This window comes from Lysobacter sp. TY2-98 (assembly GCF_003367355.1).
Classification (GTDB): Bacteria; Pseudomonadota; Gammaproteobacteria; order Xanthomonadales; family Xanthomonadaceae; genus Cognatilysobacter.
This window is the reverse complement of the sequence record NZ_CP031413.1, coordinates 3044397-3070370: the sequence shown is the minus strand read 5'-3', so window position 1 is coordinate 3070370 and position 25974 is coordinate 3044397. Positions and strand designations below refer to the sequence as shown.

Sequence of the window (25974 nt, the reverse complement as noted above, 5' to 3'; positions counted from 1 at the left end):
CGTCAGGCGACGCGCAGATCCTGGCGGGCGTTGAGGAAATCGGCCGCGGTGATCGCACGTCCACCTTCGCGCTGCAGCACGCGCACGCGGAGCACGCCGTCACCCGAGGCGATGTCGAGACCCTCGCGTCCTGCGCGCAACAGCGTGCCCGGTGCGGCGGAGGTCGATTCGGAAAGCGCGACCGCACCGTGCAGGCGTACGCGCTCGCCGGCGATCGTCGCTTCGGCCATCGGCCACGGATTGAACGCGCGCACCTTGTTCGCGAGCAGTTGCGCCGGCTGCGACCAGTCGAGCTTCGCTTCGCTCTTGTCGAGCTTGTGCGCGTAGGTGACGCCGACCTCCGGCTGCGGCTGCGGCACCGGCCGCATGCCCGCGCGCAGCAGACCGAGCCCGTCGCGCAGCACCTGCGCACCGAGCTCGGCAAGACGATCGTGCAGCTGGCCGCCGGTCTCATCGGCGCCGATCAGGATCGACTGCGAAAGCAGCACCGGGCCGGTGTCGAGACCCCTTTCCATCTGCATCAGGCAGACGCCGGTTTCGCTGTCACCCGCTTCGATGGCGCGCTGGATCGGCGCGGCGCCGCGCCAGCGTGGAAGCAGCGACCCGTGCACGTTCCAGCATCCGTACTGGGGGATGTCGAGTACCGACTGCGGCAGGATCAGGCCGTAGGCGACCACGATCATCACGTCGGGCTGCAGTGCGCGCAGCGCGTCCTTCGAGACCGCCGCTTTGAAGTTCTCCGGCTGCAGCACCGGAATGCCGCGCAGCAGCGCTTCTTTCTTGACCGGCGACGGCGTCAGCTCGCGGCCGCGACCCGCCGGACGGTCCGGCTGCGTATAGACGGCGACCACCTCACCGCGCTGCGCGGCGGCGCGCAGGGCGGGAACGGCGAACTCGGGCGTGCCGGCGAAGACGATTCTCATGCGGGTCGTGGCAATAGGGGGGACGGCGGAGGATAACGACCGCGCTGCGACGGAGCCGCCACGATCGCGGCGTCTCGTATGTCGGTCATGCAACTCGGCGGGCGCGACCGATGCCGCGCCACGCTCTCAGGCGCGCTTACGCTTGGCCAGCTTCTTGCGCACCATCTCGCGCTTGAGCGGCGAGAGGTAGTCGACGAACAGCTTGCCGGCGAGGTGGTCCATCTCGTGCTGGATGCAGACCGCGAGCAGGCCGTCGGTTTCCATCTCGAACGGCTGGCCGTCGCGGCCGATCGCCCGCACCTTGATCCAGTTGGCGCGCGTCACGTCGGCAAAGATGTCCGGCACCGACAGGCAGCCTTCCTGATAGACCTGCTCGCCGTCGCGCTCCAGGATTTCCGGGTTCACGAACACCAGCGGCGCCGAGCGGTCTTCGGACAGGTCGATGACCATGAAGCGCTGGTGGACGTCGACCTGGCTGGCGGCCAGGCCGATGCCGGGCGCCTCGTACATCGTCTCGAACATGTCGTCGAGACGCTTCTGGAACGCAGGCGAGGTGACCTCGGCCGGCTCGACGGGCTTGGCGACCGTGCGCAGGCGGGGATCGGGGAATTCGAGGATTTCGAGAAGGGCCATGGCGGAGTCCGGGGCGTCGCCGGCGGTTCGGGCGACGCAGCGCAGTCGTGTGTCGACGCGCGGGAAATGGGGGTCACCGTCACAACCGCAGGACGGGACGCCATTCTACCGCTCCGCGGGCATTGCATCCGTCGCGGCGGCGTGGGCTATAGTGCCAGCGCCCTTCAAGGAAGGGGCTGCTCCGCCTGCTGGGGAATCAGGTCCATGGCCATGATGAAGAACTTCCGCGCGGTCGCTGCCGCCGCGCTGCTGACCGTTGCCGCCGCAGCTGTATCGGCGGACCATCCGGACACCTACACCGTCAAGCGTGGCGACACGCTGTGGGACATTGCGGGTCGCTTCCTCGCGAAGCCCTGGCTGTGGCCGGAGATCTGGCAGGCGAATCCGCAGATCCGCAATCCGCACCTGATCTATCCGGGTGACGTGATCTCGCTCGCCTATCTCGACCGTGTCGCCGTCCAGCCGGGCGCGCGCACCGATGCGCCGATCACCGGCGTGCCGCTGGCCGAGGTCGAACCGTTCCTCAAGAACCTGCGCGTCGTCGACAGCGTCGAGGGCATGCCCTACGTGGTGGGCATCGAGGAAGACCATCTGCGCGCCGTCGGCAAGCAGGTCGTCTACATCCGCGGTGTCGACGCGCAGCCGGGCCAGCGCTGGGCCGTCGTGCGTCCGACCGTGCGTTACACGCACCTCGACCGCACCGTCTGCTGCGACCTGATGCACAAGGACGACCTGGATTTCCGCGGCGATCATCTGATCGACTTCGAGAACTACTGGACGTCGGCGGTGCTGCCGGACAAGGGCAGCGAGCTGCTCGGCTACGAGCTGCGCCAGCTGGCGACCGGTACGGTCAGCCGCGCGGCCGGTGGCGGTGTCGATACCGCCACGCTCGTGCTCGATGGCGTCGGCCGCGAAGTGCGCGCCGGCGATCGCCTGATCCCGGTCGCGGCGCAGGAGTACGACCTGCAGTTCTTCCCGCACCCGCCGAAGGCGCAGTTCGAGTACGGCCGCGCGCAGGTGCTCGCGGTGGCCGACGAGGTCAGCCATGGCGGTCCGCGCGACGTCGTCGCGCTGTCGGTCGGCTCGCGCGACGGCATCGACAACGGCACGGTCTTCTCGACCTGGCGCGTCGGCAGCCTCACGCCGGATCGCGTGCTGGTCGGTGACGAGCGCGGCGAAGAGACCATCCCGCGCGGTGATCACGTCCGCCTGCCGGACGAGTTCGCCAGCCACGTGATGGTGTTCCGCACTTTCGAGAAGGTCAGCTACGCACTGGTCATGGACGGCATCCGGCCGACCGCGATCGGTCAGGAACTGAAGCATCCGGACGCCACGCAGTAACGTTCGGAGAATTCCGACAGCAGTTCACGACGGCGCCTGAGGGCGCCGTCGTCGTTTCAGGGCGACGCTGGCGGGATGCACGACGCGCTCGCTCTCGCCACCCTCGTCGCCGCCGGCGGCCCCCTTGCGCCGCGGCGTGCGCTGCTGGAAGCGGCGACGACGGCATCGCATGCAATCGCCGACTCCGCAAGATGGACAGCGCACGGCTTGAGCGAGGCGCAGATCGCGACGCTGCGACGCCCGCAGGGGTCCATGCTCGATGCGATCAGCGCGTGGCTCGCCGAACCCCATCAGCGCATCGTCGGCTGGACCGATCCCGACTATCCGCCCGCCCTGCGCAACGCGGCCAGCCCACCGCTCGCGCTGTTCGTTGCGGGCGACGCGTCGCTGCTGTGGCGCCCGGCGATCGCGGTGGTCGGCAGCCGCGGCCCCACGCCGGGCGGCCGCGAACATGCGGCGGAATTCGCGCGTGCGTTCGCGCGCGCCGGCTTCGTCGTCGGCAGCGGGCTGGCCGCGGGGATCGATGCGGCGGCACACGTCGCCACCCTAGACGTCGGTGGCGCGACGGTCGCGGTCCTCGGCACCGGTCCCGACGTGGTCTATCCGCGGTCGAACACATCGCTGCACGCGCGCATCGCCGAGTGCGGGGTGCTGGTCAGCGAGCACCTGCCCGGCACCGGCCCGCGCAAGGAGCATTTCCCCAGCCGCAACCGCCTGCTGGCCGCGCTGTGCCTCGGCACGGTCGTGGTCGAGGCGGCGGAGCGCTCAGGCGCCATGATCACCGCGCGCCTTGCCGCCGATGCGGGCCGTGAGGTCTTCGCCATCCCCGGCTCGATCCGCAATCCGCTGGCCCGGGGCTGTCATCGGCTGATCCGCGACGGCGCCACCCTGGTGCAATCGCCCGGCGACGTCATCGAGGCACTCGGTGACGCTGCCGGGGCACAGGCCGCCGCGCATCGCGTCGCGCTCGATGCGGACGTGGTCACAGACCCTGAATCGCCGCCCAGCGACCACGGCTATCCGCAGGGATCCGACCACGATCTGTTGTGGAAAACGCTCGGCTTCGACCCCACGGATATGGACCGGCTCATCGAGCGCACCGGATTGACGCCCTCCCGGCTGTCCTCCATGCTGCTCGTCATGGAGCTGGAGGGTCGCGTGGCCCAGCAGCACGGTCGGTTCTTCCGGGTCGCGTAGGCGGCACCGCGAACCGGCCTCTGCGGGTCCCGTGCATAGGGGTTCCGGACCCACCGCGTCGCCCAGGCGACGCAGGCCGAGGGACATGAAAGAAAACATCCTCGACGTACTGCTCTACCTCTTCGAACACGTCCTCGACGACGACACCGTCCTGCCGGGCGGACCCGATGCCCTGCAGAGCAGCGCCCTGCTCGGCGAGCTGACGGAAGCGGGCTTCTCGCCGGCGGAGATCAACAAGGCCTTCGACTGGCTCGACGAACTCGCGCGGGCGCGCCCCGTCGCGCAGCCGGCGCGCGCCAATGGGCCGGTGCGCGTGTACGCGGGGCCCGAGCTTGAGAAGCTCGACGCCGAGTCGCGCGGGTTCCTGATGTTCCTCGAGCAGCACGGCGTCGTCGACGCCGGGCAGCGCGAGCTCGTGCTCGATCGTGCGCTCGCACTGGAGCAGGACGCGATCGATCTCGACGACCTCAAGTGGGTCGTGCTGATGGTGCTGTTCAACCAGCCCGGCAGCGAGGCGGCGTACGCCTGGATGCAGACGCAGATGTTCGACGACGAGCCCGAACCGGTACATTAGCCGCGGGCCCTGGGGAGGGCCGCGAACGTATCGGGGGATACCTTGGATTGGTTCTATCACGACCCGGGACAGGGTCGCGTCGGCCCGCTGTCGGCTGACGAACTGCGCGCGCGTTACCGCGATCGACGCATCCAACAGGACACGCTCGTCTGGCGCGAAGGCCTGCGCGAATGGCAACCGCTTGCGCAGGTTGCCGACGAGCTCGACCTGTTGTCGGTGAAGCCCGATGCGAGCCTGCCGCCGCCGTTGCCACCGGGCCCCGCAGCTGGCGTCGGTGCCACGCCGTATGCAGGCGCCTCGAATGGCTACAACTCCGCCCACGCCGCGCGTGCAGGCGCGACTGCCTACCGGTCCGCGCCGCCGCAGAAGCAGGGTATGTCCGGGTGCCTGATCGCCTTGATCGTCGTCGGCGTACTGGCGGTACCGATGATCGGCATCCTCGCCGCGATCGCGATCCCGGCGTACAACGACTACGTCGTGCGTTCCAAGGTCGCACAGCAGGTCGACATGCGCGCGGCAGCGATCGAAGTGCAGGTCACCGAAGCGCATCAGCGACTCGGCCGTTGCCCGAACGATGCGCAGGAAGCCGGTGTCGCCGACGGCGCGAATCTCGACTTCGGCCACCTGCAGGACGGCCGCTGCGCCTTCCAGATCACCGTGCGCGACCCCAAGCCGCAGATCGATGGCAAGACGGTCGTCTTCGCTGCACCCACCGCCCCGTCGGGCCCGTGGGACTGCACCGGCGGCGACCTGCCCCCGCGTTATCGCCGCGCCGCCTGCAAGCCCGATTCGGAGCCCACGCCATGAGCACCTGGTATTACAGCGACGCCCAGCGGAACCGTCTCGGTCCGGTCGGCAGTGACGATCTGGCGCAGCTCCACGCCAACGGCCAGCTCGCGCCGGAGGTGCTGGTCTGGCGCGAGGGCATGCCCGAATGGAAGCCGTGGCGCGACGTGATGGCCGAGGTGATCGGCGCGGGCGCGGCCGCCGTGGGCGTCGCGCCGCCGGCTCCGCCGCGCGCGACGTTCGCAGTCGCGGACGATGGCGGCGGGCGCAATCCCTACGAGGTCGTCGAGCGCGTGACGTCGCCAGCCTCGCCCTACGCCGCGCCAGCCGCAAGCCTCAGCAGCCATGCGGCCATCGTGCATGACGGGGAAGTGGTGTATGCCGGGTTCTGGAAGCGCTATTCGGCCTACATCATCGACAGCTTCATCGTCGGCATCGTGGGTTTCATCGTGCAGATGGTGGTCGCCGGCGTCGTCTTCGGCGGCATGGCGGCCCTGCAGAGCAACCCGACGGAGGCGTTCGGTACGACCGGCGGCATCATCGGCCTGATCGCGATGTACGTGACGCCACTGCTGCTCCAGGCCGCGTATTTCGGCTTTTTCCACGCGTCGGCCAACCAGGCGACGCTCGGCAAGATGGCGATCGGAATCAAGCTCACCGACGACCGCGGCGGGCATATCTCGTTCTGGCGCGGTTTCGGCCGCTATTTCGCGATGATCCTGTCGACGCTGATCCTGTTCATCGGCTTCGTCATGGCCGGTTTCACCGACCGCAAGCGCGCGCTGCACGACATGATCTGCAGCACCCTCGTCGTCGACAAATGGGCCTTCACGAATCACCCCGAACGCCAGCGTCGCGAACTGGGTGTGGTGACCATCGTGATCATGGTGCTGTCTCTGTTGGCGATCGTCGGCTACTTCGCGCTGATCGGCGTATTCATCGCCGCGATGGCCAGCGCCGGCGCCCACTAACGCCCCGTCCCACCGGTCCGGCTTGACAGCCGTGGCCGGTGCGTGATGACACTAGATATAGAGAATCGGCACGCCCGCGGACCCGTCCGCGGGCGTCGCCGCTTCCACGCCCCGGTTTTTCACGCTGTCCTCTCGCCCCGCGCGGACCCTCGCGCGACGGGAGTCCCGGGCCGCCCGCCCCACGGAGCGCCGCCATGGCCAAGAACCTCCTCATCGTCGAGTCGCCCGCCAAGGCCAAGACGATCAACAAGTACCTCGGCAAGGACTTCACCGTCCTCGCCTCCTACGGCCATGTCCGTGACCTCGTCCCGAAGGAAGGCGCGGTCGACCCCGAGCACGGCTTCGCGATGCGCTACGAGCTCATCGACAAGAACGAGAAGCACGTCGATGCGATCGCCAAGGCGGCGAAAGGTGCCGAGCACCTGTATCTCGCGACCGACCCGGACCGCGAGGGCGAGGCGATCAGCTGGCACATCGCCGAGATCCTGAAAGAACGCGGCCTGCTGAAGAACCGCTCGCTCGAACGCGTCGTGTTCACCGAGATCACGCCGCGCGCGATCAAGGAAGCGATGACCAAGCCCCGCGCGATCGCCGAGCCGCTGGTCGATGCGCAGCAGGCGCGTCGCGCGCTCGACTACCTCGTCGGCTTCAACCTCTCGCCGGTGCTGTGGCGTAAGGTGCAGCGCGGCCTGTCCGCGGGCCGCGTGCAGTCGCCGGCGCTGCGCATGATCGTCGAGCGCGAGGAGGAGATCGAAGCCTTCATCGCACGCGAGTACTGGACGATCGAAGCGGAAGCGACGCATCCGTCGCAGCCGTTCACCGCCAAGCTGACCAAGCTCGACGGCAAGAAGGTCGAGCAGTTCACGCTGACCAACGAGACCGATGCGCACGGCGCGCGCGATCGCATCAAGCGCGACGCGAACGGCATGCTGCAGGTCACCGACGTGACCAGCAAGGAACGCAAGCGTCGTCCGTCGCCGCCGTTCATCACCTCGACGCTGCAGCAGGAGGCCGCGCGCAAGCTCGGTTTCACCACGCGCCGCACCATGCAGGTCGCGCAGAAGCTGTACGAGGGCCTGGCGATCGGCGAGGAAGGCACGGTCGGCCTGATCACGTACATGCGTACCGACTCGGTGAACCTGTCGCAGGACGCGATCGTCGAGATCCGCGACGTGATCGCGCGCGATTTCGGAACGCGCGCGGTACCGGACAAGCCGAACGTCTACACGACCAAGTCGAAGAACGCGCAGGAAGCGCACGAGGCGATCCGTCCGAGTTCCGCGCTGCGCACGCCGGCGTCGGTCGCGAAGTACCTGCCCGACGACGAGCGTCGCCTGTACGAGCTGATCTGGAAGCGCGCCGTCGCGTCGCAGATGGTGCCGGCGACGTTGAACACGGTGAGCGTCGATCTCGCCGCGGGCAGCGAACACTCGTTCCGCGTGTCGGGCACGACGGTCGTCGATCCGGGCTTCCTCGCTGTCTACGAAGAAGGCAAGGACACCAAGAGTGCGGAGGACGACGAGGAAGGCCGCAAGCTGCCGGCGATGAAGACGGGCGACCGCATTCCGCTCGCGCAGGTCGTTGCCGACCAGCACTTCACCGAGCCGCCGCCGCGCTTTTCCGAAGCCTCGCTGGTGAAGGCGCTGGAGGAATACGGCATCGGGCGTCCGTCGACGTATGCGTCGATCATCGGCACGCTGCTGGCGCGCAAGTACGTCGAACTCGAGAACCGCCGGTTCCGTCCCACCGACGTCGGTCGCGCGGTCGGCAAGTTCCTCACCGCGCACTTCACGCGCTACGTCGACTACGACTTCACGGCCAAGCTCGAGGACGAACTCGATGCGGTGAGCCGCGGCGAGGAAGACTGGGTGCCGCTGATGGAGCGGTTCTGGAAATCGTTCAAGGAACTGGTCGACGACAAGAAGGACAACATCGATCGCACCGACGCGGGCAGCGTGCGCGTGCTCGGCACCGATCCGAAGTCCGGACGCGAAGTCAGCGCGCGCATCGGTCGCTTCGGGCCGCTGGTGCAGATCGGCACCAGCGAGGACGAGGACAAACCGCAGTTCGCGTCGTTGCGACCGGGCCAGAGCATCTATTCGATCTCGTTCGACGATGCGCTGGAGCTGTTCAAGCTGCCGCGCGACCTGGGCGAGAGCAACGGCGAGAAGGTGACGGTCGGCATCGGTCGCTTCGGTGCGTTCGCCAAGCGCGGCGCGACTTATGCGTCGCTGGCGAAGGAAGACGATCCGTACGCGATCGGCTTCGAGCGCGCGGTCGAGCTGATCGAGCAGAAGGAAGAGATCGCACGCAACCGCATCATCAAGCAGTGGGACGGTTACGACGTGCAGGTGCTCAACGGGCGCTTCGGGCCGTATCTGTCCGACGGCAAGTTGAACGGTCGTATTCCGAAGGATCGCGATCCGGCGTCGCTGTCGCTCGTCGAAGCGCAGCAGATGCTGGAAGCCACCGGCAAGCCGATGCGTGCGCGCTTCGCCAAGAAGGCCACGAAGAAGGTGGCTGCGAAGAAGACCAGGGCCGCGTCGGATGCACCGGCGAAGAAGGCGGCGACCAAGGCGGTGAAGAAGACCGCTGCGAAGAAGTCGACCACGAAGAAGGCCACGAAGAAGACGGCGGCCAAGAAGGCGACGAAGAAGACCGTCGTGAAAAAGGCGGCCGCCTCCGACGACGCGCCGTTCTGAGGCGATGGACGCGATGGTGCCCACCCGTGATGCGATGACCTCCGACGAGGTCGTCGCGATCGATGCGGTGGTCGCCGCGTTCTATGCACTTTTCGACAATCGCGCGGGTCTGTCACCGGAGCTCGATACACCGCATGCCGTTTTCGCGCGCGACGCGGTGATCGTGCGTCGCGATGGCGATGCTGTCGCGACGATGTCGCTCGACGAATTCCTCGCGCCACGACGCCGCTGGCTCGCCGACGGCACGCTCCTCGACTTCCACGAATGGGAAACGCAGTCGCGTACGTTCGTCGCCGATGGCATCGCGACGCGGCTGTCGCGCTATCGCAAGCAGGGCCGCCGCGACGGCGTCGCCATCGACGGCGAAGGCGCGAAGTCGCTGCAGCTCGCGCGCACCGCCGACGGCTGGCGCATCGCTGCGGTGCTTTGGCAGGACGGCGACGCTGTCGCCTGGCGCGAGGCGGCGCGATGAGCGAACTCAACATCGCAACCGCGGTCGCCGTGCTCATCCGCGGGGGCGTGATCGCCTATCCCACGGAAGGCGTGTGGGGCATCGGCTGCATTCCGTTCGACGGCGAGGCCGTGCATCGCCTGCTCGCGATCAAGCGTCGCCCGGTCGAGAAGGGACTGATCCTGGTCGGTGCGGACGCCGCGCAGTTCGACGCGGTGGTCGACTGGACCGCGCTCGCGCCCGAGGCGCGCGATCGCGTGCTGGCGAGCTGGCCCGGACCGCACACCTGGGTGGTTCCCGCCTCGCCAGCCGCGCCGTCGTGGGTGACCGGGGGACGTGGATCGATCGCCGTGCGCGCGAGTGCACATCCGCTGGTGGCCGCGCTGTGCGCGCAGCTCGGCGGGCCGCTGGTATCGACCAGCGCCAATCTCACCGGACAGCCGCCCGCGCGTGATCGCGCCGGGTTGTCGCCCGCATTGATCGCCCTGCTCGATGGCGTGTGCGAGGGCGAGACCGGAGGCCGGAACGTGCCGACGTCGATCCGCGACGCGCACACCGGCGAGCTACTACGCGAGTGAGCGTCATCCGCGCCTGAATCGGGGCCGACAGCCGCCGCCGGACGGCGCGCGGCGTCACGTGTGCCGGCGCAAGATGCGCGCATGTCGCAACGCGCCGCGCTCCTGCTGATGATCGGTTTCGCGGTGGCGCCGTCCGCGGCCGCGCCGCCCCGGGCATCGAGCACGATCACCGTCTACCGCTGCACGAATGCGAGTGGCCACCTCGCGCTGCGCGATTCGCCCTGCCGCGCCGGTGAACGCCAGGAAGTACGCACGATGGCGCGCCCCACCGATCCGCCGCCCGGCCGGACCGTTACGACCGCGCGTGCACCCTCCGCACCGCCCGCGGTCAACGTCGCGCCGACGACGGTCGTGTATCGCACTGCGCCGCGTCCGCTGTTCGAATGCACCACGCCGGATGGCGACGTCTATACCAGCGAAAACGGCGAGGGCAATCCGCGTTGGGTGCCGCTGTGGACGCTGGGTTATCCGATCGTGGTCGGCGTACCGCCGCGGCCGATGCCGCATCGGGGTCCAATGCCGGTGCGTGGCGGCAGCGGTGTCGCGATCGGCACGGGCATGACGTATGCGACGGTGCCCGGCGGCAGCTGGATCCGCGACGTCTGCCACAGCCTGCCGCCGGCGGAAGTCTGTGCGCGCATGCAGGATCGTCGCGAAGCGCTGGATCGGCGCTGGTTCAGTGCGCTGCAGGGCGATCGCGACGCGATCGAACACGAACAGCGCAGTCTCGATGCGCGACTTGGAGAGGAATGCGGATGAAGTCGGCTGTCGTGTTGGTGCTGTTGGCCGTCGCCACGGGTTTCGCCGTCGCTGCCCCCACCGTCGTGATCTATCGCTGCGTGGGTGCGGACGGCCAGGTCACGATCCAGAACGGCAGCAAGTGTCCCAAGGGCAGCAAGGAACAGAAGCGTGTCGTCGAGACGCCGACGTCGACGCCCGCGCGTCCGGTCCTCGCGCCAGCGCCCGCCCCGGTGACGCCGGTCGTGCCCGTTGCCGCGGTGCAGCCGATGGGGGAGACCGGCGCAACGACGCCCGCACCCGCGGCCGCGGCGGCGCTCCTGCCGGCGCCTGCGCTCTACGTCTGCCTGACCGCGGACGCCCGGCGCTACTACAGCGAGACCGAGCAGAGCGCGCACTGCGCGCCGCTGACGGCGGTCGGGCTGGACGGCCGGACGCCGACCAACGCCGAAGCCTGCGAAGTCGTCGACGACCACTGCGAAGCCGTGCCGGAGGCCGAACGCTGCGCCGCCTGGGCCGAGCGCCGCCGCAAGGCCGAGCAGGCGCTGACGTTCGCGCCGGAACAGGTCGAACAGGCCCGCGCGGAGCTCGCCCACGTGGACGCGATGACCGCGCAGACCGTCTGCGGGCGCTGAGCGCCCTGGTCCAATTCCGACCCGCCGCTATTACCCGCCGTCGTCCTGCGGCGGCGTCTCGGGGGGCGGCGCCGTTTCCGGCGACGGCTCGGCCGCAGGCGGTCCGGGCGGCGGCTCCTCGACCGGCGGCGGTTCGGTCGCTTCGGGGGCGGTGAGATCCTCCGGTGCGTTCTCGTCGATGGGCGCGGGCAGCACGTCGCCCTCGCCGCCCAGCATCGATTCGTCGTCCGGCTCGGGCATCGGTCGAGCCGGCGGCGGCGCGACGACCGGCGCCTGCAGCGCCCCGCCGGCCGGGGCGAGCTTCACCGCGCTGCTCATGAAGTCGCGCCACATGCGCGCGGGCATCGCGCCGCCGGTGACGCCGCGCATGGGCGTGCCGTCGTCGTTGCCGACCCAGACGCCGACGACCAGATCGGCCGCCATGCCGACGAACAGCGCGTCGCGGTGTTCCTGCGTGGTGCCGGTCTTGCCGAAAGTCGGCATGCCCAGGCGCGCCGCCCGGCCGGTGCCGCGCTGCACGACCTGCCAGAGCATGTCGAGCATCTCCGCGCGCAGGGTCGGATCCAGCGGCGTCGACGGTGCCACGGCCGCGCCCGGCAACCCGTGCGGAGTGACCGGCGCGGCGCCCTGCGCGAACGCGGCGTAGGCCGATGTCAGCTCGAGCAGTGTCACCTCGTAGGTGCCGAGCGCGATGGAGGGGTCGCGCCCCAGCGGGCTGGTGACGCCGAGGTCGCGCGCGGCCTGCACCACGGCGTCCGGCCCGACCCGCTCGACCAGCCGCACCGCGGCGACGTTGCTCGACTTCGCGAGCGCATCGCGGAGGGGGATCGGCCCTGAATAGTGGCCGTCGTAGTTCGATGGCGACCATTTGCCGAGCGTTATCGGCGAGTCGTCGACCAGCGTGTCCGGCGTCGCACCGCTGCGCAGGGCGGCGTAATAGGTGAACAGCTTGAAGGCCGAGCCCGGTTGGCGACGCGCCTGCGTGGCGCGGTCGAACTGACTCTGCGCGTAGTCGCGACCGCCGACCAGCGCCATCACCTCGCCGTTCGGACGCAGCGCGACCAGCGCCGCCTGGGTCGCGCCGACGCGCCGCCCCTCGCCCGCGAGCCAGTGCTGCACGACGCGCGTCGCCAGCTTCTGCATGCGTGCGTCCAGCGTGGTGTGCACGCGGATCTCGCCATAGTCGGCGTCGAACGCCTCGCGCGCCTGCGACGACACCCAGTCGGCGAACCAGGTGCCGCCGGTCAGGCGTTCGGTCGATGGGAGGACGCGCGGGTCGCGCACCGCCTTCGCCTGCTTCTTCGTGATGACGCCGGCATCGACCATCGCCGCGAGCACCACCCGCATGCGCTTGAGCGCGGCCTTGCGGTCGTGCGTGGGCGACAGCGCGCTTGGCGCCTTCACCAGCCCGGCGAGCATCGCCGCCTCGCCCAGCGCGAGCTGCTCGGGCTCCTTGCCGAAGTAATGGTGCGCCGCGCCGCGCAGGCCGTAAACGCCGTCGCCGTAGTAGATCGAGCTCAGGTAGCGCGACAGGATCTCCGGCTTGCTGAGACGCGCTTCGAGGTAGAGCGCGATCAGCGCCTCACGCACCTTGCGGCGGATCGTGCGGTCGGGCTCGAGGAACGCCGTCTTGGCGAGTTGCTGCGTGATCGTGCTGCCGCCCTGGCGCACGCCGCCCGCATGCCAGTTGCTGACCAGCGCTCGCGCGACGCCGCGCGGGTCGATGCCGAAGTGGTGATAGAAGCGCCGATCCTCGATCGCGATCAGCGCGCCGGTCACGTGCGGGGGCAACGTGCGGGCGTCGACCGGGGCTTCCTTCACGGCGCCGCGTCGCGCGAATGCCACGCCGTTGCGATCCAGCAGCACCAGCGTGGGGTCCGGAAGCGGTTGAAGCGCGCGATCCAGCGGGAGACGCCACGTCACCCAGGCGACCACGAGCGCGAGCACCGCGAGCGCGATGAGACCCGTGCGCACGACGCGTCGCTGCAGGAAAGGAAGTGAAGTAAGGGAGGAAGGCGGTGTTGCGGCGTGCGGGCCCGGCGTGTCGCCGGTGCCGTCATGAGGCGTCTTCAGCATGGCCGACGGTGTACCACCGCGTGCGTGATCGCGACAGGTGGAGATGCGGATCCGGGCGCGTCTTCACATGCGCGGCGTGCACCGCCAACACTGAAACAGCTGAACTGCGTTAGCTCCGCTTTCACCATGCCAAAGCCGCCTGCTAACGGCCGTGTGCCTAGGATCGGTCGCGGGTCGTGGCTGTCCGCCGCGATCCGGAGACGAAGACCCTTTCCCCCACGCGACCCAGATCGCAGACAAGGAGCTTTGGACATGGCCAACAACGACGGCACCAATACAGGCCGTAGCAATCGCGGTTTCGCGGCGATGGATCCGCGCGAACAGCGTGAGATTGCCCGCAAGGGCGGTGAAGCGGTGAGTCAGGACCGCGAACACATGGCGGCGATCGGCCGCAAGGGCGGCGAGGCGTCCGGCGGTGGCAACCGTCGCAACAACGCCAACAATGCGAACAACGCCAACGAGTCGTCCGCATCCTCGCGCGACAACCAGGGCCAGTTCTCGTCGAACCGCGGTGGTTCGTCGTCGCTCTCGGGCGGCATGAACGCCGGTGGCCGCGACATGACCTGATCGCGCCTCGCAGCGCAGACCGGAGAGCGCCCTTCGTGGGCGCTTTTCGTGTTTCTGCGGGACTCAAAACCCGTAGCGCAAAAACCCGCCGTCTACCGCGATGCATTCGCCGGTGACGTACGCGGCGGCGGGCAAGCAGAAGAACGCGACCGCCGCGGCCACTTCCTCCGGTTCGCCCACCCGGCCGAGTGGCGTACGCAGCAGCACGTCGTCGAGGTAGTCGGGATCGGCGAGCTTGGTCGACGTGCGCCGCGTGCGGATGTACCAGGGCGCGACCGCGTTGACCCGTACGCCGTCCTCCGCCCATTCGATCGCGAGATTCTTCGTCATCTGGTGCAGCGCGGCCTTGGCCATGCCGTAGGGCGCGCCGGTGCGCACCGCGGTGAGCCCCGAGACACTGCCGACGTTGACGATGCTCGACTGCGCATGGCGCGTGAGCAGCGGATGCGCATAGCGCGAGAGCTCGAACGCGGAGAACAGGTTGACTTCGAAGATCTGCCGCCACTCGTCGTCGGCATAGTCCGTCGCCGGCTTGCTGAGGTTGCCGCCGGCGTTGTTGACGAGGATGTCGAGCTGGCCTTCGCCCTGGTCCTCGACCCAGTCCAGCAGTTCGCGACGCTGCTCCTCGACGCCGACGTCCGCAGTGAACGCCATGACCAGGCGCTCAGGAAAGTCGTCGGCGAGTTCCGCGCGTGCGGTTTCGAGCGCGTCGCCATCGCGTGCGGCGAGCATCACGTCGGCGCCGAAGCCGAGCAGCTCGGCCGCGATCGCGCGACCGATGCCGGCGCTGCCACCGGTAACGAGAGCCAGTTGGCCGTCGAGTCTCCAGCGTCGATCGTCCATGCGTCCTCCGTCGGGCTGGCGCGTAGGATAGCCGTCGACGGACGCGCCCCGTCCGCTGGAGATCGTCATGACCCGAGCGTTGTCCGCCGTCGTCGCCCTCGCCCTGCTCGCCGCGTGCTCGAAGCCCGCGGTGCCCGACAAGGACAAGCCCGTCGAGCCGCAGGCCGCCGAACGTCACGACGAACTGTCGCGCGAGATCCACAAGCCCATCGATCGCGCGCACAACGTGCAGGCCGACGCGGAAGCGGCGAGCAAGGCGCAGGACGCGGAGATCGAGGCGGCGACGTCAGGCCAGTAACACCACGCCGCGTCAGTGCAGGGTCGGGCCCGGCCCCGCGTGCTGATAGCTGCGCACCACATCGAGCAACGTGTCGACCGACGCCGGCTTCGGCAGCACGCGACAGCCATAGCGCGTGCGCAGGTCACGCGAGACATTGGCGTCGACGTTCGCGCTCAGCACCGTGACGGGAATCTCCGCACCCTGCTCGCGTGACCGCAGCACGTCCAGGAACTCCCAGCCGTCCATCACCGGCATCGAGAGGTCGAGCAGGATCAGGCACGGCGCCTCGTCGCTGCGCGCGAGGCTGGCGAGCGCATCCTCGCCGTTGGCGGCGAGTTGCACGTCGAAACCTTCCAGCTCGAACAGCGTGCGGAAGGTGTCGCGGATGTCGGGATTGTCCTCGACGATGAGAATGGCCTTGCCGGGGCTGCTCGAGTCCATGAGAAAGGTGAGGCGCGGTTCGGATTGGCCTCCACTGTCCCGGGCAGCCGCCATAGCAGGCGTGAAACGCGCCGGTTGAGCTCGTTCGTGTTCAGCGCCCGAACAGACTCCAGCGCGAAGCGTTCAGCTCAGGCGAGCAACCCGAGCAGTGCCGCGGGGTCGACCGGTTTGGTGAGGTGCGCGTCAAAACCCGCGGCCTGCGTGCGGTCGCGATCCTCGTCGCGTCCCCAGCCGGTGAGCGCGATGAGTCGCGTCGTCGCCGTGCGCGGATCCGCGCGCAGGCGACCGGCCAGTTCGAAACCGCTCATGCCCGGCATGCCGAGATCCAGGAAAGCGATGTCGGGCACGAAGTCGTCCACCACCGCGAGCGCGTCGTCGCCGCTGCCCGCGCTGCGCACGTCGTGCCCATCGAGTTCGAGCAGCGCGGCGAGCATGAGCGCCGCATCGGTGTTGTCGTCGACGACGAGCACGCGGCGACCGCCGCGACTGCGCGTATCGATCGCCGGCGTCGTCGTGTCGCGCTGCGCGGCGCTCGCAACGGGCAGGTCGAGCACGAACCGGCTGCCGCGCCCGGGGCCGTCGCTTTCGGCGTGCAGGCGACCGCCGTGCAGTTCGGCGAGGCGGCGCGCGAGCGTCAACCCGATGCCGAGGCCGCCGTGCACCTCCGACCCCTCGCCGCGCTCGAACATCTCGAAGATGCGGTCGATCTGCAGCGGCGCGAGGCCGATGCCGGTGTCGACGACTTCGATGCCAACGTTCGCGCCCGCGCGACGCACGCGCACCTCCACGCGTCCGCCGGCGGGCGTGAACTTCGCGGCGTTGTTGAGCAGGTTGGTCAGCACCTGCGCCAGGCGTGTGTCATCGGCATCCAGCGGCGTGTCGGCATCGTCGATATCGACCGCAAGCGTGAGGCCGGCCGCATCGAGCAGCGGGCGACTGGCTTCCAGCGCGCTGGTGATGACGTCGCCGACGGCGACGCGCCGACGCTGCAGCGCGATCGCACCGCGGGTGACACGCGAGAGATCCAGAAGGTCGTCGATCAACCGCACCATGTGGCCGAGCTGGCGCTCCATGACGGTGCGGGCGCGTACCGCGGTCGCCGGATCATCGGTGGCCTGCAGCAGCGCGAGGCCGGTGCGCAGCGGCGCGAGGGGATTGCGCAGCTCGTGCGCGAGCGTGGCGAGGAATTCATCCTTGCGCCGGTGCTCGTCCTGCAACTGCAGGTGCAGGCGCGCGTTGTCGACCGCGATGGCGGCGCGGCGCGCGAGATCGAGCGCGAATGCGACATCGGGTGCTTCGTAGCGACGCTGGCTTTCGGCGTAGACCAGCGTGAGCACGCCGATCACGGTGTCGCGTGCGATCAGCGGCACGAGGATGTACGAGCGCAGCTGCAGGTTGATCAGCATGCGCGCCTGCTCGGCGTCGACCGCGTTGTCGATGATGAGCTGTTCGGGAATCTCGCTGGCCCACTCGGGCCGGCGCGTCTCGATCACGTTCCACGCCCCGCCGGCACCGCGACGCGGTGGATAGCGGCGGAAGAACTCGTTGGCGATCGCGACGCGTTCGGGATCGGGGTGATAGACCGCGACGCGTTCGAGTTCACCGTCGTCGGTGATCAGGTCGACCGCGAACCAGTCGGCCACCTGCGGCACGACGATGCGCGCGAGATTGTCGAGCGTGGTGGCGTAGTCGAGCGACGCACCCAGCGCCTCGCCCGCATCCGCGAGCAGGCGCGTGGCCGCCTCGGCGCGGTGGCGCTCGGTCACCTCGACGGTTATGCCGAACATGCGCACGGGCTCGCCGTTTCCGTTGAATTCGACCTGCCCGCGCGTCTGCACCCAGCGCTCGCGCCCGTTGCTGGTGCGCAGGCGGTATTCGATCGCCCGGAACTCGCCGGTCTCGATGGCTGCGCGGGAAACCCCGAGCAGCAGCGGCAGATCGTCGGGATGGATGGTGCGCATGAAGTCGTCGCGCTGGCCCACTTCCATGCCGAAGAATTCGCGCGCATTGCCCGAGCACTCCACGCGCCCGGTCGCCATGTCCCAGTCCCAGGTCAGCAGGCCGCCGGCGATGAGCACCTCGTTGAGGCGCTCCTCGCTGCGCAGCAGTCGCGCCTCCGCGCGCCGCGCATCGGTGACGTCGTTGTGCACCAGCACGACTTCGCGGATGACGCCAGCGTCGTCGCGCACGGGATACGCGTAGGCGGTGATCCAGCGCGTCGCGTCCTCGTACGTGCTCAGCTCGGGCAGCGTGCGGTGCACGTCGTAGACGATCGCCGGCAGTGCGGTCGGCGTGCCCTCGAAAGCGCGACGCAGCAGCGGCGCGATGCCCTTTTCCTCGAGCTGCGGATCCTCGAGCACGTTGTACTGCGCGAGTGCGTCGAACGAGAGACCCCAGAGCCGGGTAAACGCCTCGTTGACGCCGATGGTGCGGCCGTCCGGCGCGAAGCGCTGCGTCGACAGCGGCGACTGCTCCATGATCGCGCGGAAGCGCTGCTCGGACAGGCGCAGCTCGGACTCGGCACGTTCGCGTCGCTGCAGTTCGTCCTGCAACGAGCGGTACAGGCGTGCGTTCTCGACGGCCAGCGCCGCGCGGCGAGCGAGCTCCTCGGCGAGCAGCTGGTCCTCGGCGTCGTAGCGACGATCCGATTCGGTGACGCCCAGCGACATCACGCCGATGACGCGACCATGCGCGATCATCGGCACCGCCAGGCTGGACCGGATGCCGATGTCCTTGACCAGCTGCAGGTGCGCGTCGCTGTGCGTATGCGAGGCGAGCGATTCGGCCGTCAGCACCTCGATGCGTTCGGTCATCCCGCTCGCGAGCACGCGCCCCGCAGGTGCGGGCGACGCCGCAGGATCCGGATTGGCCTGCGTGAGTGCACGCACCAGTGGCTGCTTGTCGGCACGCACGTGTTCGGCCGCGACGCGATGCAGGCGCTCGCCCTCGACCACGTCGACCACGCAGAAGTCGCCGAGCTCCGGAATCGCGAGACGCGCGACGCCACCCAGCGTCGTGGCGTAATCGAGCGATGCCGCCAGCTGTTCGCCCGCCCGTGCAAGAAACGCGAGCCGGTGCAGCGAACGTGCAGCGGCGTCGGTTTGCGGACGGGAATCCTCGGACATGCGGAAGCAACCGGACGGAGGCGGGCCACTATAGCCGCCGGTCCTTCAACGTCATGTCGCTGCCTTCATCGCATCCGAAACGACAAGGGCGGCCGAAGCCGCCCCTGTCGCAATGCGTTGCGAGTCAGAGCCCGCAGAAGCAGTACGCCACCGCCTTGACCGGCGCGCCGCGGCGATCGTTCGCCGAGGCCTCGAGGAACTGCAGGTCGCGCGCGGCCTGCGGTGCCGTCTTCACCAGCAGCGCGCGCGCCATGTCGGACTCGCGCAGCATGCCCATGCCGATGCGGCTCTGGGCGAGGCCGGGGAAGAACTTCTCGAACGGCGTCGGGATCTTCTCGATGTAGCGCACGTCGTACTCGCCGCGCTTGCCGAGCTTGGCGCGTGCGGCCGCGTCGTCGAGCGCATCCTGCAGACCGCCCATGGCGTCGACGATGCCGCGCTCCTTGCCCTGCGCACCGCTCCACACGCGGCCCTGCGCGATCGCATCGATCTGTTCGACCGTGCGACCACGTGCCTTGGCGACGCGCCCGGTGAAGTCGCGGTAACCCTTCTCGATCACGGTCTGGATCACCGTGCCGACCTGCGGGTCGAGCGGACGCGTGAGGTCGAATGCACCGGCATACGGCGACGTGCCGACGCCGTCGGTGTGCACGCCGATCTTCTCCAGCGCGCGCGAGAACGTCGGGATCACGCCGAAGATGCCGATGGAACCGGTGATCGTCGACGGGTCGGCGTAGATGCGATCGGCGTTCATCGAGATCCAGTAGCCGCCCGATGCGGCCACGTCGCCCATCGACACAACGACCGGCTTGCCGTCCTTCTTCAGGCGCTCGACTTCGCGACGGATCTGCTCGGAGGCGAACACTTCGCCGCCCGGCGAGTTCACGCGCAGCACGACCGCGGCGACGTTGTCGTCGTCGTGCGCCTGGCGCAGCAGCTCGCTGGCGGAGTCGCCGCCGACCTTGCCCGGGGGCGCATCGCCGCCGGTGATCTCGCCTTCGGCCACCACGACCGCGACGTGCTTCTCCGGCACCACGCCTTCGAGGCCCTTGTCGAGATGCGCGATGTAGTCGTCGAGGTCGATGCGGCGGAAGCCGCCGGTCGCGTCGTCGTCGGCTTCGCCGCGCTCGCGCATGAGGTCCCACACCTGCTGGCGCGTCTTCAGGCCATCGACGAGATGCTGGTTCAACGCGAGCTGGGCGAGATCGCCCTGCACCGACGCCACGCCCTGCGGCAGGTTGTTGACGTCGTTGGTGAGCGTGGCGACGTCGAGCTTGCGCGCCTTGGCGATGTCGCCGAGGTAGCGCTGCCACACGTCGTTCATCCAGAACAGGTCGGCTTCCTTCGACGCCGGCGACGCGGCGTCGAGCACGTACGGCTCGGCCGCCGACTTGTACGTGCCGACCTTGAACAAGTGCACGTCGACGCCGAGCTTGTCCTGCAGGCCTTCGCGGAAGTACTGGCGATAGCGCGCAAGACCTTCGAGTGTGAGCTGGCCCATCGGATCGAGATAGACCTCGTTCGCCTGCGCGGCGAGCAGGTACTGCTTCTGGTCCATCTGCTCGGAGAACGCCACGACCTGCTTGCCGCTGGCCTTCAGTCGCGCGATCGCCGCGGCGACTTCGCGCAGCGAGGCCATGCCGCCGCCCTGCAGGTCGTCGACGTGCAGCAGCACGCGTTCGATGTTCTTGTCGCGCTGCGCGGCGTCGAGCGCACGCAGCACGTCACGCAGCTGCAGCTCCTCGTTGCGGCCGCCCATGCTCTTGTTGAACGCGCGGCTCAGCGGATCGCTGGTGTACTGCTCGACCAGCGTGGCCTGCGGCGCGATCACCAGCGTCGTGCGCGGCAGCAGGATCGGACGCGCGTTGCCGCCGATCACCGCGCCGATGAACAGCAGCGAGAACAGGATCAGCAGGCCGAAGAAGACGAAGTTGACGATCAGCCGGCGCGTGAAGTTCATCACGTCCCAAAGGCCGACGAAAAAGCTCGCGATGGGGCCGCGACGGGTCGAGTTCATCAGGGGGTGTCTCGGAAAAATGCAGCGACAGGGTACCGATCCGGCGGTGACGGGTCATGCGCCGAAGGTCACCGGGCCGTTTCGCCCGCCGCCAGCCGCGTCACCCGTTCGGCGCGACTGGACCGCGCGAAGCGGCTGCCCAGCAGCACCGCGGCCACGGTCAGGCCGGCGATCAGGCCCACCCACATGCCGCGCGGCCCCCATGGGGGATTGCCGAGCAGGCCGAGCCCCAGCGTCGCGCCCAGCGGCATGCCCACGCCCCAGTACGCGAACGCCGCGAGCCCCATCGGCACCCGCGTGTCCTTGAGCCCGCGCAGCGCGCCCGCCGACAGCACCTGCACGCCGTCGGGGAACTGGAACGCGGCGGCGTAGAGCAGCAGGGACGCCGCGAGCGCTGCCACCTGCGCGTCGTGCGTGTAGAGCCGCACCAGGGCGTGGTTGCCCGCGAGCAGCACGATGGCGGACATCAGTTGCGTCAGCAGCACGATCACGTAGCCCGCGAGCGCGGCGCGCCGCAGTCCGGCCGGATCGCGACGGCCCAGCGCATGGCCGACCCGCACCGTCGTCGCCTCGGCCACCGCCAGCGGCACCATGAAACACAGGCTGGCGACATTGATCGCGATCTGGTGCGCCGCCGCCGGCACCGGGCCGAGCCGGCCGATCAGCAGCGCGGTCGCGATGAACAGCCCGCCCTCCATCAGCACGGTGACGCCGATCGGCAGGCCGTTCGCGAGCAGGCCGCGGATGACCGGCCAGCGCGGCGGGTCGAAATGCGCGAACACGCGGATGTCGCGCATGCGCGGTGCTTTTGCATGGGCGACGGTGAACGCGATCGCCTGCATCCACATCATCACCGACGACGCGATGCCCAGCCCGCCCGCGCCGAGCTCGGGCAGGCCGAACGCGCCGAAGGTCAGCACGTAGCCGAGCGGCACCAGCACGATGAGCCCGCCGCCGCCGAGCAGCATGGTGGGCAGCGTCCAGTGCAGGCCTTCGGCCAAGTAACGCATCGCGAGGTAGCACGTCAGCGCGGGCACGCCCCAGCGGATGCCGTGCAGGAAGGCGGTCGCGCCGGGAATGATGTCGGGCGCGATGCCGAACGGCGCGAGCGCGAGCGGCACGAACGTCAGGAACAGGAACATCAGCAGGCCCAGCGCGAACGCGAGCCACAGCGCCTGACGAAACAAAGGGCCGATCTCGCTGCGACGGCCCGCGCCGTCGAGATGCGAGACGGACGGCGGCATCGACATCAGCGTGCCCATCGGCACCATCATCGGCAGCCAGAACAGGCCGGTGCCGACCGCGACCGACGCCAGCGTGAGCGTGCCGTGCCGCCCGGCAATGGTGCTGTCGACGAAGCCGATCAGGCCGGTCGAGACATGGCCGGCGACCAGCGGCGCGGCCAGCGTCGCGGTGCGGCGGATCTCGTGCGGGAAACGGGCGGGCGCGGACACGGCGATCCCGGACGCGGCGGGCCATCGTAGGCCGCGACGGGTTCCGCCGCTACCGCGCGACACGTCGAGGTCGCGCAAACCGCGCGCGCATGCTGCAATGCGCGACGACCGCGAGGGGACCGCGATGACCGCCGACGCCATTACCGCCTGTGAGAACTGCGGCACCGTGCTGCAGGGCCACTACTGCCATGCCTGCGGGCAGAACGCGCACAACCCGATGAGCAGCTTCTCGCACGCCGTCGAGGAGGTGTTCGAATCGTTCTGGCATCTCGACGGCCGCGCGTTCCGCACCATGCGCGACCTGCTCTATCCCGGCCGCGTCGCCTGCAACTACCTGCGCGGCCAGCGCGTGCGCTACATCCCGCCGCTGCGCGTGTTCCTGGTGCTGGTCGTGATCACGTTCTTCGTCGGCCGGCTGACGGTGAGCGACGACGGCGACACGTCGAACAAGGACAAGACCAAGGTCCAGGTCGTCGACGCCGGCACCGGCAACTCGACGTTCGCGGCGGCGAAGACCGAAGCCGACGTGCAGAAGAAGCTCGACGACACGCTCGCCGGCATCGCGCAGGCACGCACCAAGATCAAGGATGTGCCGTTCATGGCGCACGCCATGGACGAGGCCGAAGCGAAGGCGCGCGCGCAGGCCGCCGCGCGCATCGCCGAGCTGCGTAAGCACGCGCCGCCGACTGCGGGCACAACGGCCGCGGGCACCGCGGCGTCCGACAAACCGAACGGTGTATCGCTCAGCGTGACGCCCGGCGTAGTCGACGCCGATCGGGCCGGTGCGAAGAAGCGCTCGAAGCACGATGACGTCGCCGATGACGATGGCGATGGCGACGACACGCGCGAGTCGATGGACAAGATGATGCGCGGCATCAACGGCGCCCAGCTCAAGGATCCGAAGCTGCCGTGGGATGCGAAGACCAACCCGGCCGACATCCCGTGGCTGCCGGACTTCGGCGATCGCTGGTTCAACCATCGCGTCGCGAACTTCGCGGACAACGTCGACCGCATGCAGAACAACAGCGGCTACATCTTCCAGCTGATGCTGGCCGCCGTGCCGTCGGCGCTCTTCCTGATGCTGCCCCTGTTCGCGCTGATGCTGAAGGTGCTCTACATCCGCAGCGGTCGCACGTATCTCGAACACCTCGTCGTCGCGCTGTACAGCCACGCGTTCCTGCTGCTCACGCTGCTCGGCAGCTTCATCCTCGGACTGTCGCCGTTGTCGGCCGCCCTCACAGTGCCGCTAACGCTGTTGCTGTGGCTGTGGGCTGCCATCTACCTGCTGCTGATGCAGCACCGCGTGTACGGACAGCACTGGGCGATCACGACGGGCAAGTATTTCGTCGTCGCGTTCCTCTACCAGTTCCTGATCATGCTGGCGGCGACTTACACCGTCTTCGCCGGCCTCACGAGCGGACACTGATGATGCTCACCTACGAAGTCACCGCCGACGTCGACGCGAACATCCGCGCGCAGTACCTCGAATGGCTGCAGGCGCACGTCGCCGAAATCCTGGCGCTTCCCGGCTTCACCGGTGCGGACGTGGACGAAGTGCTGGATCCGGACGACGCCGACCGCCTGCGCGTGTGCATGCGCTACCGGCTGATCGACGCCGATGCGCTCGACTCCTACCTGCGCTCGCATGCGCCGCGCCTGCGCGCCGAAGGCGTCGCACGCTTCGGTGATCGCGTGCGCCTGCAGCGACGCGTGATGCGCCCGCTCGACCGCTTCGCCTGATGATCAGCGCTCCAGGCGCTGCAGCAACCACGCCGCGCGATTCGCGTCGGACGTCGACACCAGCTCACGCCGCAACGCCTCGCGCGCCTGCGGCGGTGTGCGCTGCACGATCACGGCCAGACGGTCGCGATCCTCCGGCGTCATCGCGCGCAGGGTGCGCACGAGGTCGAGGTGTTCGTCGAGCGGTACCTGCGCCAGCAACGGCTGCAGGCGCGGATAGTCGGCGCCGAGCGTCGGACCCAGTCGCCAGCCATGGCGCTCGCTGAGATCGAGTGCGTCGAACTCGGCGTGCAGCGCATGCTGGGTCGCAGCGTCCATCGCGAGGTACTGCGCCGCGGCGGCACGCACGCGCGCCTGTTCGTCCTGCGGCAGCTGGCGCCAGGCCTGCCAGTCGGCGCGCCGCTCGCCGCGCTCCAGCGGGGGCAGGCGATCCCAGCGATCGGCGCGCGCGGTGAACGCCGCGCGGTGGTCCGCATCCCAGGTTGCCCAGACGCGCGCATGCGCCTGCAGCGCGGCGCGCTGCAACGGCTGCAACAGCGCTGCGACGTCCTGGAGGTCGTCCGGCAACGTCGCGGCGGCCATCGACGCGCCGGCACCGAGCAACGATGCGAACAGCAGCGCGATGCGTGCCTTACGGCGCATCGGTGGCCTCGCTGGTTTCCGGAATGTCGGGCGTCGTCGCGGTCGCGTCGGTCGCGGTGGTGGTCGATGCCGGGCGGGCGGGATGACCGACCATCCAGCTGAGGAAAGCGGCGTCGTGCGCGAGCTTTTCACCATCCGGATCGGCCAGCAGTTCGAAATCGGGGTGGGCGATCAGGCCCGATTCGCGCGCGTAGCGGCTCGCCGGTTCGCCAGCGGACGGCAACGGGACCACGCGCACGACATCGCCCGCGCCGCCGAGGTAGCGCGTGCCGACCAGCCCGAGCGCGACCGCGGCGGCCAGCCCGGCGACCCAGCGCCAGCGGTGGTCGCGACGCTGCGGGAAGAAGCGTTCGGTGGTGCCCGCCAATGCGCCTTCGCGGATGCGCGCGAGTTCGAGCGCGCGATCGGCGGGCAGCTCGCGAAGACGCTGCTGCGCCTCGCGCTGCAGGCGCGTCCAGGCCGTGGCATCGGGGCCGCCGTCGGCCAGCTTCGGCAGCGCGCGGATCACTGCCTCGCGCTGGACCTCGGGCGCGACCCCCATCACCGCAGCCGCGGTCGGCTCGTCGAGCCCTGCCGCCACCCGCAGCAGCAACGCGGCGCGCACGGCGGGCGACGACGGCGGCAGGCCCAGGCGCGCGCCGTCGCGGGCGGTCCGTAACGCGGGCTGGGCCAGCAGCGTGCGCCAGAACAGCGTCGGCCAGTCCGCCATCGGGGCGTCCAGGGCCGCCTCGCGGAACACCGCCATGGCGCGGGTCAGGGCGGCATCACCGATCGACGACGAGCCGGTCTGCAGCTCGGCGAGGACCGCCGCGCGGCGATCCACGCCGCGCAGGAAGGCGGCCAGGGCGGCGGGTTGGGCGAGCGCCGGAGCGGGCGCCGGGGCGGGGGACGACATGCCGGGATGATAGCCGTCGCGTTCGTCGGAACCTCGCCGGATGCCGTGAAAGCCGGCTTGACAGATGCCTTCTTCACGGCTCCAGCCTTGTGTGACGCGGTTCCACGGCCAAAAGCGTTGTGCACAGCCGTCACGCAGCCGTCATTCGCAGCATTTGCGACGTCGTAGCCGCAGGATTACACGCGTGTTTCACGCCCAAGTATTTGATTGTGAAGGAAATATCCGCCTTGGCGATTTTTTCGCCAACCCACGGCCGCTGCCCGTCTTTACGGGCTTGCGCAGTGCGCCCCGCACTCCATTCACAGACTTATCCACACGCGATGTGGATAAGGGCCGTTCTTCAATACGGGCGCGGACTTACGTTC

At 69.3% G+C, this 25974-nt stretch carries 23 protein-coding genes and 1 pseudogene; 14 read left to right on the top strand and 10 right to left on the bottom strand.

The features are described from left to right. Window positions 1-2: 2 nt before the first annotated feature. A complete protein-coding gene (gene fmt / locus DWG18_RS14695) occupies window positions 3-923 on the bottom strand; it encodes a methionyl-tRNA formyltransferase (protein ID WP_115647881.1) in 921 nt (306 codons plus the stop codon). A gap of 126 nt (window positions 924-1049) precedes the next feature. Next, a complete protein-coding gene (gene def / locus DWG18_RS14690) occupies window positions 1050-1556 on the bottom strand; it encodes a peptide deformylase (RefSeq protein ID WP_115647880.1) in 507 nt (168 codons plus the stop codon). Between the two features lie 210 nt (window positions 1557-1766). Between def and DWG18_RS14685 the strand changes: the two genes are divergently transcribed. The 10 genes from DWG18_RS14685 to DWG18_RS14640 all read left to right on the top strand — a co-directional run bounded on the left by DWG18_RS14685 (window position 1767) and on the right by DWG18_RS14640 (window position 11529). Further along, window positions 1767-2897: a LysM domain-containing protein gene (locus tag DWG18_RS14685; protein ID WP_115648220.1), complete on the top strand. Its 1131-nt coding sequence runs from the start codon at window positions 1767-1769 to the stop codon at window positions 2895-2897. Between the two features lie 75 nt (window positions 2898-2972). After that, window positions 2973-4094, top strand: coding sequence for a DNA-processing protein DprA (dprA, locus tag DWG18_RS14680; protein WP_115647879.1), 1122 nt, complete (start codon window positions 2973-2975; stop codon window positions 4092-4094). 85 nt (window positions 4095-4179) lie between these two features. Continuing rightward, window positions 4180-4668: a DUF494 family protein gene (locus tag DWG18_RS14675; protein WP_115647878.1), complete on the top strand. Its 489-nt coding sequence runs from the start codon at window positions 4180-4182 to the stop codon at window positions 4666-4668. A 42-nt stretch (window positions 4669-4710) separates the two neighbouring features. Then, window positions 4711-5475 (top strand): GYF domain-containing protein, encoded by a 765-nt coding sequence (locus tag DWG18_RS14670; RefSeq protein ID WP_115647877.1) that lies wholly within the window; start codon window positions 4711-4713, stop codon window positions 5473-5475. Then, window positions 5472-6425, top strand: a complete 954-nt coding sequence (locus tag DWG18_RS14665; protein ID WP_115647876.1) for an RDD family protein — start codon at window positions 5472-5474, stop codon at window positions 6423-6425. The genes DWG18_RS14670 and DWG18_RS14665 overlap by 4 nt, the downstream gene beginning before the upstream one ends. Before the next feature lie 194 nt (window positions 6426-6619). Further along, window positions 6620-9127, top strand: coding sequence for a DNA topoisomerase I (locus DWG18_RS14660; RefSeq protein ID WP_115647875.1), 2508 nt, complete (start codon window positions 6620-6622; stop codon window positions 9125-9127). 13 nt (window positions 9128-9140) lie between these two features. Further along, window positions 9141-9599, top strand: coding sequence for a DUF4440 domain-containing protein (locus tag DWG18_RS14655; RefSeq protein ID WP_205289373.1), 459 nt, complete (start codon window positions 9141-9143; stop codon window positions 9597-9599). Then, window positions 9596-10156, top strand: a complete 561-nt coding sequence (locus DWG18_RS14650; protein WP_115647873.1) for a Sua5/YciO/YrdC/YwlC family protein — start codon at window positions 9596-9598, stop codon at window positions 10154-10156. The genes DWG18_RS14655 and DWG18_RS14650 overlap by 4 nt, the downstream gene beginning before the upstream one ends. A gap of 81 nt (window positions 10157-10237) precedes the next feature. Then, window positions 10238-10915, top strand: coding sequence for a DUF4124 domain-containing protein (locus tag DWG18_RS14645; RefSeq protein WP_240318548.1), 678 nt, complete (start codon window positions 10238-10240; stop codon window positions 10913-10915). Next, the gene (locus tag DWG18_RS14640; RefSeq protein ID WP_115647872.1) at window positions 10912-11529 is read left to right on the top strand and encodes a DUF4124 domain-containing protein; all 618 of its coding nucleotides are present in this window, start codon (window positions 10912-10914) and stop codon (window positions 11527-11529) included. The genes DWG18_RS14645 and DWG18_RS14640 overlap by 4 nt, the downstream gene beginning before the upstream one ends. Window positions 11530-11559: 30 nt before the next feature. On the opposite strand, the gene DWG18_RS14635 is transcribed toward DWG18_RS14640, so the two are convergent. Continuing rightward, window positions 11560-13503: a PBP1A family penicillin-binding protein gene (locus DWG18_RS14635; protein WP_205289372.1), complete on the bottom strand. Its 1944-nt coding sequence runs from the start codon at window positions 13501-13503 to the stop codon at window positions 11560-11562. Window positions 13504-13857: 354 nt separating this feature from the next. Between DWG18_RS14635 and DWG18_RS15565 the strand changes: the two are divergent. Then, window positions 13858-14013 (top strand): annotated as a pseudogene (locus tag DWG18_RS15565) (KGG domain-containing protein); the annotation flags it as partial. Window positions 14014-14235: 222 nt separating this feature from the next. Here the strand turns inward: DWG18_RS15565 and DWG18_RS14625 are convergent. Beyond that, a complete protein-coding gene (locus tag DWG18_RS14625) occupies window positions 14236-15015 on the bottom strand; it encodes an SDR family oxidoreductase (protein ID WP_115647869.1) in 780 nt (259 codons plus the stop codon). Between the two features lie 67 nt (window positions 15016-15082). Here DWG18_RS14625 and DWG18_RS14620 point away from each other — a divergent pair, with 67 nt between their 5' ends. After that, window positions 15083-15313, top strand: a complete 231-nt coding sequence (locus DWG18_RS14620; protein WP_115647868.1) for a hypothetical protein — start codon at window positions 15083-15085, stop codon at window positions 15311-15313. Between the two features lie 12 nt (window positions 15314-15325). Here DWG18_RS14620 and DWG18_RS14615 read toward each other — a convergent pair whose 3' ends face one another. The 4 genes from DWG18_RS14615 to DWG18_RS14600 all read right to left on the bottom strand — a co-directional run bounded on the left by DWG18_RS14615 (window position 15326) and on the right by DWG18_RS14600 (window position 22338). Next, the gene (locus DWG18_RS14615; RefSeq protein ID WP_162823879.1) at window positions 15326-15736 is read right to left on the bottom strand and encodes a response regulator; all 411 of its coding nucleotides are present in this window, start codon (window positions 15734-15736) and stop codon (window positions 15326-15328) included. 128 nt (window positions 15737-15864) lie between these two features. Further along, window positions 15865-18861, bottom strand: coding sequence for an ATP-binding protein (locus tag DWG18_RS14610; RefSeq protein ID WP_115647866.1), 2997 nt, complete (start codon window positions 18859-18861; stop codon window positions 15865-15867). A gap of 124 nt (window positions 18862-18985) precedes the next feature. Continuing rightward, the gene (gene sppA / locus DWG18_RS14605; protein WP_115647865.1) at window positions 18986-20878 is read right to left on the bottom strand and encodes a signal peptide peptidase SppA; all 1893 of its coding nucleotides are present in this window, start codon (window positions 20876-20878) and stop codon (window positions 18986-18988) included. A 68-nt stretch (window positions 20879-20946) separates the two neighbouring features. Further along, complete coding sequence (locus tag DWG18_RS14600; protein WP_240318669.1) at window positions 20947-22338, bottom strand: MATE family efflux transporter; 1392 nt, start codon at window positions 22336-22338, stop codon at window positions 20947-20949. 118 nt (window positions 22339-22456) lie between these two features. Here DWG18_RS14600 and DWG18_RS14595 point away from each other — a divergent pair, with 118 nt between their 5' ends. Beyond that, entirely contained in the window at window positions 22457-23758 is a 1302-nt protein-coding gene (locus tag DWG18_RS14595) for a DUF3667 domain-containing protein (RefSeq protein WP_115647863.1), read from the top strand. Further along, a complete protein-coding gene (locus DWG18_RS14590) occupies window positions 23758-24072 on the top strand; it encodes a DUF4286 family protein (RefSeq protein ID WP_115647862.1) in 315 nt (104 codons plus the stop codon). Before DWG18_RS14595 ends, DWG18_RS14590 begins: the two co-directional genes overlap by 1 nt. A gap of 3 nt (window positions 24073-24075) precedes the next feature. Here DWG18_RS14590 and DWG18_RS14585 read toward each other — a convergent pair whose 3' ends face one another. Beyond that, entirely contained in the window at window positions 24076-24714 is a 639-nt protein-coding gene (locus DWG18_RS14585; RefSeq protein WP_162823878.1) for a DUF3106 domain-containing protein, read from the bottom strand. Continuing rightward, window positions 24704-25609: a hypothetical protein gene (locus DWG18_RS15350; RefSeq protein WP_162823877.1), complete on the bottom strand. Its 906-nt coding sequence runs from the start codon at window positions 25607-25609 to the stop codon at window positions 24704-24706. The genes DWG18_RS14585 and DWG18_RS15350 overlap by 11 nt, the downstream gene beginning before the upstream one ends. Window positions 25610-25974: the final 365 nt, after the last annotated feature.

Bases quoted from the DNA above. Each gene is read 5' to 3' on its own strand.
- DWG18_RS14655 (WP_205289373.1), top strand. From the start codon at position 9,141: ATGGTGCCCACCCGTGATGCGATGACCTCCGACGAGGTCGTCGCGATC.
- DWG18_RS14650 (WP_115647873.1), top strand. From the start codon at position 9,596: ATGAGCGAACTCAACATCGCAACCGCGGTCGCCGTGCTCATCCGCGGG.
- DWG18_RS14615 (WP_162823879.1), bottom strand. From the start codon at position 15,736: ATGGACTCGAGCAGCCCCGGCAAGGCCATTCTCATCGTCGAGGACAAT.
- DWG18_RS14610 (WP_115647866.1), bottom strand. From the start codon at position 18,861: ATGTCCGAGGATTCCCGTCCGCAAACCGACGCCGCTGCACGTTCGCTG.
- fmt (WP_115647881.1), bottom strand. From the start codon at position 923: ATGAGAATCGTCTTCGCCGGCACGCCCGAGTTCGCCGTTCCCGCCCTG.
- DWG18_RS14625 (WP_115647869.1), bottom strand. From the start codon at position 15,015: ATGGACGATCGACGCTGGAGACTCGACGGCCAACTGGCTCTCGTTACC.
- DWG18_RS14595 (WP_115647863.1), top strand. From the start codon at position 22,457: ATGACCGCCGACGCCATTACCGCCTGTGAGAACTGCGGCACCGTGCTG.
- DWG18_RS14675 (WP_115647878.1), top strand. From the start codon at position 4,180: ATGAAAGAAAACATCCTCGACGTACTGCTCTACCTCTTCGAACACGTC.
- DWG18_RS14585 (WP_162823878.1), bottom strand. From the start codon at position 24,714: ATGCGCCGTAAGGCACGCATCGCGCTGCTGTTCGCATCGTTGCTCGGT.
- DWG18_RS15350 (WP_162823877.1), bottom strand. From the start codon at position 25,609: ATGTCGTCCCCCGCCCCGGCGCCCGCTCCGGCGCTCGCCCAACCCGCC.
- sppA (WP_115647865.1), bottom strand. From the start codon at position 20,878: ATGAACTCGACCCGTCGCGGCCCCATCGCGAGCTTTTTCGTCGGCCTT.
- DWG18_RS14645 (WP_240318548.1), top strand. From the start codon at position 10,238: ATGTCGCAACGCGCCGCGCTCCTGCTGATGATCGGTTTCGCGGTGGCG.
- dprA (WP_115647879.1), top strand. From the start codon at position 2,973: ATGCACGACGCGCTCGCTCTCGCCACCCTCGTCGCCGCCGGCGGCCCC.
- DWG18_RS14660 (WP_115647875.1), top strand. From the start codon at position 6,620: ATGGCCAAGAACCTCCTCATCGTCGAGTCGCCCGCCAAGGCCAAGACG.
- DWG18_RS14620 (WP_115647868.1), top strand. From the start codon at position 15,083: ATGACCCGAGCGTTGTCCGCCGTCGTCGCCCTCGCCCTGCTCGCCGCG.
- DWG18_RS14665 (WP_115647876.1), top strand. From the start codon at position 5,472: ATGAGCACCTGGTATTACAGCGACGCCCAGCGGAACCGTCTCGGTCCG.
- DWG18_RS14685 (WP_115648220.1), top strand. From the start codon at position 1,767: ATGATGAAGAACTTCCGCGCGGTCGCTGCCGCCGCGCTGCTGACCGTT.
- def (WP_115647880.1), bottom strand. From the start codon at position 1,556: ATGGCCCTTCTCGAAATCCTCGAATTCCCCGATCCCCGCCTGCGCACG.
- DWG18_RS14640 (WP_115647872.1), top strand. From the start codon at position 10,912: ATGAAGTCGGCTGTCGTGTTGGTGCTGTTGGCCGTCGCCACGGGTTTC.
- DWG18_RS14590 (WP_115647862.1), top strand. From the start codon at position 23,758: ATGATGCTCACCTACGAAGTCACCGCCGACGTCGACGCGAACATCCGC.